This is a genomic window from Turicibacter sp. GALT-G1 (genome assembly GCF_025594995.1).
Lineage (GTDB): Bacteria > Bacillota_I > Bacilli_A > MOL361 > Turicibacteraceae > Turicibacter > Turicibacter bilis.
In genome coordinates this window covers 20,482-33,524 of the sequence record NZ_JAMQUS010000050.1, presented here as the reverse complement: position 1 = coordinate 33,524, position 13,043 = coordinate 20,482, and the positions used below count along the sequence as shown (strand labels likewise).

Here is a 13,043-nt window from a genome sequence, read left to right as displayed (position 1 = left end):
TCAAAGTTGGAGGTCAAAATGTAAGCACGTAATAATAACACGGGTACAAAAAAAGCTACCAATCCTGTAAACTAAAGGTACAGAGTTGGTAGCTTTTATTTTTATATTGTTACTGACAAGTCTCTTGAACGCTTTTTGCCCATGGCAAAAAGTCCACCAATACATCTGGATTTCTAATGAAGTCCGTATTAGGTAGTTTTTCAAAAAGATAATTTAAATATTTAGATGGATTTAGTCTGTTTGCTTTGGCTGTCTCAATGATAGTGTATGCCATCGCATTAGCAGTCGCCCCCTTCATACTGGTTGAAAAAAGATAATTCTTTCGACCAATCGCGATGGGACGAATCCCTTGTTCAGCTAGATTATTCGAGGCTTCAAGATTTCCATCTTCTAAAAAACGCAAAAGCTCTACCTTTTGATTTAAGGCATACATCACGGCGGTTTGAAGTTTTCCTTTCATGGCATAGAACGATTGTAGCCAGTCAAAAAATTCTTCCACAACAGGTTTGATCACCAGTTGTCGTTGCTTTTGGCGTTCTTCAGGAGATAACCCTTTAATGGTCTTTTCAAAACTAAAGATTTTGTCGCAGTATTCCACTGCTTTTTGCGCTTTTCCGTTGTTCCCTGGAATCTCAAAAAACTTTCTTCTAACATGAGCCCAACACCCAACGAGTGAAAGATTCGGGATATTTTTATAGCCAGAATAACCATCACAGTGAAGATAGCCTTTAAACCCTTCTAAGATGGTGGTTGCCACCGCACGTTCACGTGTTAAGTCAGCGTGGTAATAAGCAATGGGATGTTCGGTATTTTTGATGGTCCTAAATAACCAAACTCTTGCCTGAGAAGTGGCTGGTTTTCCATCCGCTCGATTTAAAATTTGATACGGTGTTTCATCCGCATGTAAGACTTGATTTAGCACCAACTCTTTTCTAAGTAAATCGTAAATGGGGCGTAACCAATCATGACTAGCGATCATAATCCAATTAGAGAGGGTTTTATCACTCACACTTAATCCATAGCGTGCCCATTCTGATACCTGGCGATAACAAGGAATACTTAAGACATATTTTTGATGGAAAACTTCAGCTAACACACTCGCTCCGGCAAAGCTTCTTTGAATCGGAGCTTTTGGTGTTTCGGCACAACGAATGGGTTTAGCTTCGATTGATTCATCATGACAGTCACAAGCATAAGTATAGCTAATGTATCGTTTTTTATATAATCGCGCTGGAACAAAGCAGACCTCTTCACGAATGATCTTTTTTCCCATCTGCTTCATTTCGCTCCCACAGTCAGCGCATCGACAATCGTCACCGTGTAACTGACAATGAACTTCTTTGACCGGTAAGTCTTTAATTAATTCTGCTTTTCTTCCTTTTTGTTTTTTACGTCGATACGTGATCTCTTCGACGGTTTGTTCCTCAGTTGTCTCTGTTTCTTCAAAAAATGATCGGAATCAAATAATGAAATTTGTCCATCAGCTACCTTTGTCTTCTCACTTGAAGATCCAAATAGTTTTTTAGTTATGCATTGAATTTGTTCATTTAATTGGCGAACTTGTTCCAGAAGTGCTTGATTTTGAGCCAATAAAGTTTTATTTTGTTCCATTAATTGTTGTTCAAGTTCTGTCATCAAATTCGCCTACTTTCAAAATGTTTATGTTTTAAGCATAGTATACCTAATCTTACAAAATATGAAAATAGAAATAAGAGGTTTTTGTCGAAAAACCTCTTATTTCTATTAGTATAAACATCCTGTTTTAGCTGGTTTGATGGCTTTGGGTTGTTGAATAGAGAGACCTTCTAATAGCCAACGGAGTTCTTGAGACGTTAATTTCTTAACTTCATCTTGATCTTTTGGCCATTGTAAGTTTCCATTTTCGATCCGTTTGTATAATAACATAAATCCATCACGATCCCAATACAAAGCTTTATATCGATCTTTTTTTCTCCCACAAAATAAGAAGATGGCATCATTAAACAAATCTAAATCATATTTATCAGTGATGACATTGGCTAAACCATCAATCCCACAACGCATATCGGTGTGGCCACAGACAATAAAGATATTTTGAACCATAGTAAAATTAACGAGCATACTTAGACATCTCCGCTAAAACCGCATGTAAAATATACTTATTCACCCCATTGTAAAACGTGACTTCAGCATCCTTAATTTTAAAGTGACAGACAGGTGTATCTTTAACGGTCGCAGATACTGAATGAGGCTTTAAATTAGAGTCACTCAATGTGACTGGAACTATAATAGGATTTTCTTTCATAAAAAATTGACCTCCTAATCTTTGATAGCTACAGTATAGCTTAAAGTTGGAGGTCAAAATAGACAGGTTTATATTACCCGCTTACGATAATACAATAAAAGCAGCCATTGTAAAAATGACTGCTTTTTTGTTTGTAAAAATTAATGCAATTTACTTTTTTCAACCCCAAAACTGAAACTGTTGTTTTACCACCGTATAGTCCTAAATTAAACTTAATTGAAGGATTATGGAAATGGTTAAAACAATCTGTGATTCATAATGTCTTTTATAAAAATATAAATGAGATTAGAAACGCTGTTCAAGGATTTATTCAACATATCAATGAAAGACCTTCGGAAGTGATTCAAAGACTATGTGAAAAAATGTGAAAAACTTATCTGTTTCTATAAATATAAGAAATTTCTTTTAATTTTAACGTGGATTCTAGTGCCACATAATAATCCAATGGGCATCCAATATAGAAGCAGTTACATTGTGTTAAATAGTCCTTAGCAATGGTTTCGTTTTGCTTCCCTTTAGGATCCGTAATATTTTCTATTACATTAGCAACAATCGCTAATCCACGAGATAAATCTAAATCTATTTTTCCAGCTACTTTATTGTAAGAACCACTTCTCACTTGCAATATACATCTGGTGAAAACTCATAAATTATTGTCTATTTTTTCTATCATCCATTTTACTAATTCTTGTGCTGATTTTCCTTTGTCATAAATAGGATTGCTTAAAAAATAATTCTTTGCTCTTTCATAATATTTTTCCCTATCAAAATTAGTAATTTGAGTGATTAATTCTTCATTGTTGTATGAATGCGGGAAGGGAAATTCATAAAATTCTTTTAATAACCCTCTCTTTTGTTCATATTCCTCTAAATCAAGAGCACATATAAATACCGGTTTATCCATCATTGCAAAATCAAAAACTGATGTAGAATAATCAGAAATCACACAATCCGATAGTAAAGATAATTCTTGAATATCTGAGTAAAGTGATCCATTATGTATATGTTCTTCATATCGAACAAAATCACTTTGATTTTGAACATTTGGATGCAATCTGATGATAAGATCGCATTCTTTATGCATTTTTTTTCTAAACGCATTCAATATTTTGTGAAAATCTAATTGATATCCTTTCATTGAACCATCATCGCGAAATGTGGGAGCATATAGTATGATGTAACTTTCTTTAGAGAAACCGTATTTTTCCCGTAAATCATCTTTTATTTTTTTATCATTTGCGTTATTTACAAGAAAATCATTTCGTGGCAGACCACATCTCAATATTTGTGTATGTTTCGATATCCAAAATGCCCTTTTATACTGTTGTTCTTGGAGATAACTGTTTGCTAATAGAACATCAGTTATACTACCATCTATCTTTGCTGTTTTAACATAATCGACCGGCAATAAATTTTCAGCATCTTTTTCCACACATTTAACCCCAAACGGAGCATGCCATGTTTGAATATAATACTGCCCTTTTTTCTTTCTTACTCTCAATCCATTGCGTACATTATCTACCCAAATCTTTGCCGTGGCTAGTTCATAATAAGCACGTAAACTTCCATACCGAACCTTGCGAACATATGGTGGAAACTCCGATTGCAAATCATTACAAAGCCATACTAATTCATACGGGAGATTTTCCGTGATAATTTCTTCAGCTATATATTTTGGGTTACATCCATATCCTTTCCCTAAAAAATTTTGAAATACTATTTTATTTTTTTTTATTGGAAGTAAATAGAAACTACCTATAATTGCTCTTTTTATCTTTTTTAAGCATTTCCTTTCAAATGTTCTTCTTTTTTCAAACATTTAAATTCCTCCCCTAATATTCGTTCACAAGGATAAATCCGAAATTATAAGCAGATAGCTCATTTTTTTATTATTTATAAATACAATTTAACTCCTGAATTGTCAATTTAAATCAGACAATTATTGATCACAAACTAAGAAATTGGAATGAGCGAGTCTAGTCCAGTTGCTTTTTTCATGATTTCTTCTTGTGTGTAATAGTTTAAAGATCTTCTGGGGACACGATTATATTTCATCGCAATTTCATTTAACTTTTCTTGTGAGTGAATCGATAAATCCGTAGATTTCGGTAGGTCTTGTCTAACGATACTATTTGAATTCTCATTCAATCCTCGTTGTCCTGGTGCTCCTGGATCACTAAAGAAAATCTCAACAGGGACCTTGCTTTCCTGTTCGATTTCTTTCCATTTAGAAAACTCTTTTCCACGGTCAAAGGTGAGCGTTTTAATGGTCACTTTTACCTGTTTATTCAGCCAATCTAATGTTGCTTCCTTAACCTCTTGGCTCTTACGACTCGCCTTTAATAGGACAATATATTTACTCTTCTTTTCAACTAAGGTGACAATCGCTGATTGACGATGCTTCCCGACAATAGTATCTCCCTCAAAGTGCCCGTATTCTTGATTAGTCGAAGCTTTGGGATACCATTCATCACATTGATGAATCGTTTTACAATCATTGATTCTTCCACGTGTTTCTTTGTGATTTTTAGGGTTATTCTTTCCTTTTCGACGTAGCTTTTTAGCCTCAATGATTCCATTTTTCACAAGCTTATACAATGTTTTAGTTGAGACCCTTTCTGAATGACCCATAAGCTTATCACGCCCCGCAATAGCATCTAATGACCACCTTGATCTAATAACTCATGAATCTTCTTTAACTTCTGTTCTGATAACACACGTTCTTTTCTCCCACAACGATGTTTATTTTGCTTGTAAGTGGAGTAGATTTCTTCAACTGTTAATCCTTGTTTGAGTAAGCAATAATAGCGATATACTTTGTCTTTTCCAATGTTCATGCGACGTGCACATTCACGAGCATTAATTCCTAAATAATAATTTGACTCTATATTTGTCAGCTGATTTATGTTAATATGATGATAAGACATAGATGAAAACTCCTTAATTTGTTTGGCGATGAATTAAGTGTACCATCTATGTCTTTTTTATTACCATTAACTATTTTTACCAGTTGCCTGACTTAATTATATAATTCAGGATATGAATATTTATGTCAAAATCAAATTTTCTAATAAGATTTCATTATACTCTTGTAGGTGTAACATTTCTTGCGTTATTCATTTATTCTCATTCTTTAATTACTAAGTCTATCATAACAACTTCTTCAATTAAATGTGCCTATAGAACTATACTAACATTATCTTTCATATTACATATACTTATTATTCTTTTTTTATTAAAACAAATGCTTCCAGTAAACAACTCATCTGTTTACTATTCAGGACCGAACAATAACCCAATTTTCCATGGGTATAATTATAATATATAGTTTAGAAAATTACACACTGTCACATACTAAGCTTTAAACACTACAATTTGTAAAATCTAATAGTCAATTCACATATCTATTATAGAAATTAAAAAATTAGCAAAATAATTTCTAAAACTTATTAATTTTCTATAATCTAACATCTCCTCTACTGCTGATTTATTCCTATTTAAGTGCCTGATGCTATTTCTCTTCTACGATATCATTCGACTTAACGACGATAGAGTTTCTTATCTGAGTACTACTTGTTCCTTGCGTATAAGGGAAATAAATAATTTCAACCCCTTTATCTTTAAAATATTCTTCATAACAGTTAAAACGCTCCGTCCCTTTATAATCACTACCAACGAATAACTTAGTATAATGCCATAAATCCCAAGCCTCACTATCTTCAGAACAAGAAGGAACAACTTTATCCACATACTTACAAGCACCGACGATTTCAACACGCTCCTCAAATGGAATAAAAGTTTCTTTCCCTTTATGACTAGCATCGGGATGAACTCCTACTACTAAATAATCACACTGTTCCTTAGCACGTCTAAGTAGATTCAAATGTCCTACATGAAAGAGATCAAATGTTCCAGATAAATATCCAATTCTCACTCTCATCTCATTTTTTTCTCTTCCAGACCTTTTCTTATACTCATAACTACTAAGTCCAAAAGTATGTCCATCTTCTTTATATCGATCCAAAACCCCCTTATAAATAGTTTCGTAATCAGGGATAAATAATGTATCCGAAAGAAATAGATGACTTACAATTTGATTAACCAAACTATCTATTTGCTCTAAACTATTTTGTCCTCCATTAAATTTTGTTCCTTTTATTGATCCAGGAGAAACATTAAGAATTCTATTTTTAAAACCAGCCACCTCTAATTCGATATTTACACTCTCCATAAATCGATAAATTCCTGCTTTAGAAGCTGCATATACAGAAAACATTGGAGAACTAATCATGCCTGCAATAGATCCCATCACACCACAATAAAATGATTTGTGACATCTGATTCTCTCATAAAAAATACTTAAAATTTTTAGTGGTGCAATTGTATTAACTTTTATCAAATTTTCGATTTCCGCTGTGTGTAAATATTCAAAATCAGCTACCCGTCCAAATCCGGCAGTAATCATAAGAACTTCTATTTCATCATCAGAACTTAACCTTTGGAATAAATCTTCATCAAAGTCTAAAAGATTACATGACATATATGTATATGCATTAAAATCACCTAACAGCTCTCTATTCGGCTCGCATATATCAAGAATATTAACATGATAACCTAAACTAATTAATTTATTAGTCACTGCAAGCCCTATTCCATTACTTCCACCAACTACTACCGCTTTTTTGGAGAAAATCTTATTATTCATATTTATCAACTTCCTTTATTAGTTTTTTTCTTATAGCGGATTAAATTTTTAAATGCAAAACTCATTGTAAAATAAAAAATCAATAGTAGAACCTTTGGTATAAAGAATTTGCCCAAACCTTACACCAGAGGTTTTACTGTGGATATGAATAAGTATAAGACATCACGGCGTAAGAATAAACATTTAAATAAATTTGAACATAGACAAATTGAGACATTACGCAAGGAAGGATTATCTGCGAATGCCATTGATAAACACTTAGATTGTTCTTAATCAACGATTACTTGTGAAATTAAACGTTGATTAATTGAGAAGAAAGACCTGATACGATTAATAATCGTGAAGATATTGGATACTGGGAAATTGACACAGTGATCAGTCAACGTAGTGGATGTGGAGAAGACTCTTAACGTTAACAGAACGAGTCACTCACTATGAGATTATCCTTAAACTTTCAGGTAAACAAGTCCAACTGTCACAGAGGCGTTTTAGATAAGTAAAAAAATGAATATGATGAGAAGTTTAGCGAACTTTCAAACTTAGAATAAACAGGTTGTAAGATTTACTTTACTCACCCGTATTCATCCATTCTTGGACATATTCAAGAATCGATGAATACCTTACCACACAAGATATTAAACTATCAAAAACCTAAAGAATTATTTGAAAATTATTTACATCAAGTCTATGAAATAAGTGCATAATTATCACATACTAAATTATACCATTTTAGTACTTTATACCTTTTGCATTTAATGTCATAATTCCCGAAAATATTTTAAAGAGAATTTATTCCTGAATATTTCAATCTTAATCTGCTATTCTCCACTGTCTATTTACAATATATTCATAATAACTTCCTTTAATATTTAAAGGTAACTCTAGTTTCTGTGTTAATTTATGAAAATCAGACATTCGTTCAATCTGTTTTATTCTCTCTTGAGAAACAATATCCAATATTTCAAATTGTAAAGTATGTGGAGGTAAATTTGAGAAAGTATGCATTCTCTTCCATTCTTCATGATATTTTTCTGTTGCCATCTTAAAGAAAAAGTGAAACAAGAAATAATGTACAAGAATATCATTCTTTTTCCAATATTCATATAACAAATCACGTGTTGCACATAAAATTGGGTTATTCTTTTCAGCCGATATTAACCAACTAGAGGCCTCAATTGCTTCATCTCCTCTCTTAAAATTTTGATAAACAAACAAGGGATTTTCAAATACATCTTTTCCTTCACCTGTACAAAATACTGATGAATCAATCCATGTTCCACCATGTTGAATTAACAATTCTAATCGGAGTAAGTCAGAAAGATGCGTTCTTGTAATTATCCCTTGATTATACTTCTTTATCACATAATCTGGAAATTCAATATAATCCCACATATTTATTTCAGTAATAACTATAATTTCTTTATCTTTAAGGTGATATCGTAGGGAATCTAAACAAGCTTGACATAATTCAGGGGCTTGATCCTCACCTTGCAACCAACACCACCAAACCTTATTACTATATTCGCCACTTCCCTGATATATTGGTGTATTATTCAAAACTTCTTTATATTTTCTTTTTAAAAAACGGTACGTAGTCCAATGATTAATATGTTCTTGCAATTGCTTTGATTTGTTATAATAAATCATTCTATCTAAACGAAAAATAAATTTCTTTTCTATTTTTTGAATTATGCTCTTAAATGTATATTTTCCTAAAAAAAGATTTTTTATTTTATTATTTTTCAATGCCTATCCCTCACTATCTTTTTATAGCTTTAAGACTTTCGAATATATATCCGAGGCTATCCATTTTTAACAATTTTGCTCCTATTAGATAATATCCAATACCTATAAAAATTTGAAAAGGAAATAGAATAACCATATTAAGTTTAATATTTCCTATAATATACACCAAAATCGCCATACTTGTTGCAAGTAACAAATAAGGAGAAACATCTTTCAATTGTTCCGAAAAACTGTAGTCTAACAATTTTTTATTTGGAAAAGAATTAATTAACAATGCTAGTATTGTATACAGTGCATTGGCTGTTGCAATAGCCAATGGACTAATCGGTAAAGCTACTAAAATAAATACTAAAAATACTGGTTTTTTAATTAATTCTAATTTTAATAAAATATCACTTCGTCCCACGGCTTTAATCGCTTGCAAATTTGCAGCATTTAATATAGCAAAACATTGTTGTATACAAACTATCTGTAAATAAGGAACACTAAACAACCATTTGTCCGTTAATAAAATTTTTATAATGGGTTCAGCTACAGCCGCCATTCCTAATAATAGTGGTATAATAATAAAACTACTTATTTTCATCATTCTACGTACGGCTTGTTTAACCTGTTTTTTATTATCCTGAACTTTTGCAATTGCGGGAAACATTACAGATTCAAGAGTTGAGTTAATATTAGTCGTCACTAAATTTGGTATACTTTCACCTCTGTTATAATAAGCTAAATCCGTTGACGAATATCTCCCGCCAATAAGCATAGATTTTAATTGATTAAAAAATTCTCCTAATAGCCCTGTAGCTACAATTCTCCACCCAAATGAATATAATTCTCTAAATCTTTTAAATGAAAAAATAAGTTTTGGTTTCCACTGAATTATAAAAAATAGTACTATTGTATCAATACACGAGTTAGTCATATACTGGGCAACTAATGCCCATACTCCAAATCCTTTTATAGCCATTGTAATCCCTACTGCAGCAGATGTTAAAGTTCCAAACAAAGTTGAAAAGAAAAATTTCTTAAAAATCATTTGTCTCGATACATAAGCTTGTTGTACTGAATTAATTGCTGCTACTGGTAATCTAAGCCCCATAACCCTTAAAACTATTATCAAAATCTCATTTTCATATGTTTTTGCTATCCATGGTGCTGAAATATAAACTACTCCATACATAATCAATGAAAATCCTATCCCAGCATAAAAGATTGTTGAAAAGTCTAATTCATCTGCTTCTTTCTTTTGAATTAAAGAGGTTCCCAATCCACTCGTTACTAACACGTTTGCAATTGCTATAAAAATATTAACAATTGCTACTATACCATATTCTTCTGGTAATAAAATACGTGCTAAAACAATTGACACTATAAAACTTATAGCTTGTGCTGTGATTCGTTCCCCGAATCTCCAAAACATTCCAAAAAGAGCCTTTTTCTTTATTTCTCCAATATTATTATTCATTTTAAAACCTCTTTTATTTATCTTTTCTTTTAATTATGTTATACAATCTTGTTGGCAATGTGGAGTGTCAACACTAAACTAAACAACTTTTTTAGAAGTGTTTTCACGATACTCAACTGGGGACAAATATCCCAATGAAAAGTGAATCCTATGATTGTTATACCAGCTAACATAATCGGCAATTTCATAACCTAATTATACTCGTGTTTCACATCATTTATTTGAATAGACTTATTAAAGAATTCAAGGCTTAACCTCTTTATTCTTTATTTGATAAATTTTTTTAACATATAAATAAAATATATCAAAATTCATTTTCAACAAAAAGTATCTGAATTTTTGCTTTGGCGATAAGCTATTCCCATAATTTAAAGCATTAATTAATTTAGCATTTCTTAATTTATTTAATAAAAGCTTTTTATCACTTCTATCACTTTTAAAGATCTTTACTTCATAACCACCGCATAGATTAATCAATAATTTACTTAGTATATATTTAATATCAGGTGATGAAGTATCCTCAAAGATGTTTAAAAACTCATTTATAATAAAAGAATAACTTTTTATATGGTTAATGTTAGGCGTATTAGACATTATACTATTTTCTCTTTGTCTGTAAATATATTTATTACTTTCAATTAGTTTAACACGTTTTGCTTGTAAAAAAGCTAATGGAGTAAATAGTTCATCCTCATGTAATAGACCTTCTTCAAATTTCAAATTATATTCTTTTAGAAATTCTGATCGATATAAATCATCCCATACTTCCATACGATAATCATCATACTTCAGTTCACTCTTTAAAAATTCAATCCCAGTCATAACGGTATCGTATAGATTTGAATTTCTTCTTATTTCTTCATAACAATTATTTTGAAACTTTTTATACCCTCCCATGACAATATCTAGGTTATCCTCTATGGCTGTATTGTATAATTCCTCCAAAAATGTTGGTTCAACATAATCATCACTATCAACAAAAGCTATATATTCTCCTGTTGCATACTTCAACCCTGTATTTCTAGCTGCAGATAATCCAGCATTTTCTTGATTAATTAATTTAAAATAATTACAACTATCCAATAAATGTTTAATTTTTCCAATACTATTATCTGTACTACCATCATTTACAAGAATTACTTCAATATCGCTTAAAGTTTGGTATCGAAGAGAATTTAAACATTCTTCTACAAAATTTTCAACATTGTAGATTGGTACAATAACGGAAACCTTCATAATTTCTCCTTCACTCTTATAATAAGTTTAAACCCTTCACTTAGGGCATCCATTGCTCTTTGAAAACTTAATGAGTTTTCTTTACCTAAATACTTCTGTTAGTTAATCTCTTTTTGTCTCAGATACACTTGGACATTCCATAGTATAGGTAATGAAATTGAATCCATCAAGAATATAATTTCTCTTCCTGTAGTTCGACTACATTTAAAGACTGTGATCCAGACCAAAACTTTTCTACATACGCACAAACTGTATCGATTCTATCTATGTTCCTCCCCTTATTAGACTGAGGGCAGCACTCATATTTAAAGTCTTAAGAATACTTATACGCGAGGTTGTAGTTAGATCCTGGACCTTAGGGATATCCAATCGTATCCGAGATTATTCCAAATTTATTCACAAGAAAGAGGTCCATCCATGAATTTATTTGTCGGTATTGATGTAAGGCTATGAAAAGCCTGATGTTTATTTTCTTGATAGCTCAGACACCACGTTAAAAGAATTTATAGTTCCATGTAACATATAGGGTGCCTGTTCGTTCAAAGATAATGTTCTCCATTTTCACCGATCATTTGATTATGAAAAAATCGTGATTAGAATGGTGTCTACTTCTATCTACATTTTTCATCCCGCAACTATTTTATCTGAAGATGTTGCACTAAAATCCTTAGGTATCGTTGAAGTCGTGGTTCAAAACCTAAAGGCAATTCATTTTTATAAAGATCTTTTTGAAGAAGATAAAATGATTGAATCGATCCCTTTCGTATTGACGGCTTCTTACGAATTAAGAAATAACATAAGACAGTTTTTAAAAAAGAACTCTATGTCACCCTTTAGCGTCTGCCCCTTTCAAGATATCAAACAGTTCATCAACTCACAGAATGTAGACAGCACTTTCTTGAGAAACCTTTACTACAAGTTTAATACGCTCTCTAAAGAACTAGATACTTCTATCTTTGGTGCAACTATGCCTGATCTTCTTTCTGACTCACATTCACTTGATGAAATCACCGAAATAGAGTTAGAGGATTTAGCTACACTTTTACAAGAAAAAGGACGTAAACATTTTAGTGCTCCACAAAAATTAGCTAAAATGATTAAAAAATAGATTCATGAATTCGTTTCTAATTATCCCCATTCCTTATTAGCAGAGGAAATCTAATCTTCGATCAAGAAAAGGTCTTCACCCTCCATCTATCGAAACAAAGCCATTCTAACCCATTCAAAGGTAACATAAGTGGAGTTGATATATTTCTTCTTTTTTAGCGTGGCATAGAAAGATTCAATACAAGCCTTATCATAAGCGTACCACTTATTCCTAATTAAGGGCTTTGACTGAACGTCCAATTTTATAAACTACAACAAGCATGAATTTGAATTCAAAATTATATTTTTTCATATAGAAGCATCCTTTTATTAAGTCTGTTATAACGACTTAACCTAAGTGTGTTTATATAACTTATACTAGCGCCACTTATTTAGATTAGGTTTGATATTTAGAGTGATAATAATTACGGTTTAAAATACTCAAAATCTAATAAAAATACTTAATGTTATATTTTTGACTATATTAATCTATAAACTAGTATAATTAAAATTGATTTACTGTC

Annotated in this window: 13 protein-coding genes and 2 pseudogenes; 2 read left to right on the top strand and 13 right to left on the bottom strand. The window is 31.6% G+C overall.

Features of this window, described 5'->3' with window-relative positions:
• Window positions 1-109: 109 nt before the first annotated feature.
• From tnpC to NEH74_RS09210, 4 genes are all read right to left on the bottom strand, one after another.
• Window positions 110-1,360: an IS66 family transposase gene (tnpC, locus tag NEH74_RS09225; RefSeq protein ID WP_262941316.1), complete on the bottom strand. Its 1,251-nt coding sequence runs from the start codon at window positions 1,358-1,360 to the stop codon at window positions 110-112.
• Complete coding sequence (locus NEH74_RS09220; protein WP_262941315.1) at window positions 1,360-1,635, bottom strand: hypothetical protein; 276 nt, start codon at window positions 1,633-1,635, stop codon at window positions 1,360-1,362. The genes tnpC and NEH74_RS09220 overlap by 1 nt, the downstream gene beginning before the upstream one ends.
• A 108-nt stretch (window positions 1,636-1,743) precedes the next feature.
• On the bottom strand, window positions 1,744-2,100 hold the full coding sequence (tnpB, locus tag NEH74_RS09215; RefSeq protein WP_212724079.1) for an IS66 family insertion sequence element accessory protein TnpB: 357 nt from the start codon (window positions 2,098-2,100) through the stop codon (window positions 1,744-1,746).
• Window positions 2,090-2,284 carry a hypothetical protein gene (locus tag NEH74_RS09210; protein WP_055244993.1) on the bottom strand — a complete coding sequence of 65 codons (195 nt, stop codon included), beginning with the start codon at window positions 2,282-2,284 and terminating at the stop codon, window positions 2,090-2,092. The genes tnpB and NEH74_RS09210 overlap by 11 nt, the downstream gene beginning before the upstream one ends.
• Before the next feature lie 167 nt (window positions 2,285-2,451).
• Between NEH74_RS09210 and NEH74_RS09205 the strand changes: the two are divergent.
• Window positions 2,452-2,652, top strand: a pseudogene (locus NEH74_RS09205) (transposase); the annotation flags it as partial.
• Window positions 2,653-2,657: 5 nt separating this feature from the next.
• Here NEH74_RS09205 and NEH74_RS09200 read toward each other — a convergent pair.
• The 9 genes and pseudogenes from NEH74_RS09200 to NEH74_RS09160 all read right to left on the bottom strand — a co-directional run bounded on the left by NEH74_RS09200 (window position 2,658) and on the right by NEH74_RS09160 (window position 11,433).
• Window positions 2,658-2,903 carry a hypothetical protein gene (locus tag NEH74_RS09200; RefSeq protein ID WP_262941314.1) on the bottom strand — a complete coding sequence of 82 codons (246 nt, stop codon included), beginning with the start codon at window positions 2,901-2,903 and terminating at the stop codon, window positions 2,658-2,660.
• 24 nt (window positions 2,904-2,927) lie between these two features.
• Window positions 2,928-4,103: a CDP-glycerol glycerophosphotransferase family protein gene (locus tag NEH74_RS09195; RefSeq protein ID WP_262941313.1), complete on the bottom strand. Its 1,176-nt coding sequence runs from the start codon at window positions 4,101-4,103 to the stop codon at window positions 2,928-2,930.
• Window positions 4,104-4,237: 134 nt separating this feature from the next.
• Complete coding sequence (locus tag NEH74_RS09190) at window positions 4,238-4,915, bottom strand: IS30 family transposase (protein ID WP_262941312.1); 678 nt, start codon at window positions 4,913-4,915, stop codon at window positions 4,238-4,240.
• Window positions 4,916-4,941: 26 nt separating this feature from the next.
• Window positions 4,942-5,211: a hypothetical protein gene (locus tag NEH74_RS09185; protein ID WP_262941311.1), complete on the bottom strand. Its 270-nt coding sequence runs from the start codon at window positions 5,209-5,211 to the stop codon at window positions 4,942-4,944.
• 584 nt (window positions 5,212-5,795) lie between these two features.
• The gene (locus tag NEH74_RS09180) at window positions 5,796-6,989 is read right to left on the bottom strand and encodes an SDR family NAD(P)-dependent oxidoreductase (RefSeq protein WP_262941310.1); all 1,194 of its coding nucleotides are present in this window, start codon (window positions 6,987-6,989) and stop codon (window positions 5,796-5,798) included.
• Window positions 6,990-7,799: 810 nt separating this feature from the next.
• Window positions 7,800-8,735 carry a capsular polysaccharide synthesis protein gene (locus NEH74_RS09175; protein WP_262941309.1) on the bottom strand — a complete coding sequence of 312 codons (936 nt, stop codon included), beginning with the start codon at window positions 8,733-8,735 and terminating at the stop codon, window positions 7,800-7,802.
• Window positions 8,736-8,748: 13 nt separating this feature from the next.
• Window positions 8,749-10,197: a lipopolysaccharide biosynthesis protein gene (locus NEH74_RS09170; RefSeq protein ID WP_262941308.1), complete on the bottom strand. Its 1,449-nt coding sequence runs from the start codon at window positions 10,195-10,197 to the stop codon at window positions 8,749-8,751.
• Window positions 10,198-10,275: 78 nt separating this feature from the next.
• Window positions 10,276-10,383: pseudogene (locus NEH74_RS09165) on the bottom strand (IS3 family transposase); the annotation flags it as partial.
• 57 nt (window positions 10,384-10,440) lie between these two features.
• Complete coding sequence (locus NEH74_RS09160; RefSeq protein WP_262941307.1) at window positions 10,441-11,433, bottom strand: glycosyltransferase; 993 nt, start codon at window positions 11,431-11,433, stop codon at window positions 10,441-10,443.
• Window positions 11,434-12,034: 601 nt separating this feature from the next.
• Between NEH74_RS09160 and NEH74_RS09155 the strand changes: the two genes are divergently transcribed.
• The gene (locus NEH74_RS09155; RefSeq protein ID WP_262941306.1) at window positions 12,035-12,541 is read left to right on the top strand and encodes a hypothetical protein; all 507 of its coding nucleotides are present in this window, start codon (window positions 12,035-12,037) and stop codon (window positions 12,539-12,541) included.
• The last annotated feature ends 502 nt before the right edge of the window (window positions 12,542-13,043 follow it).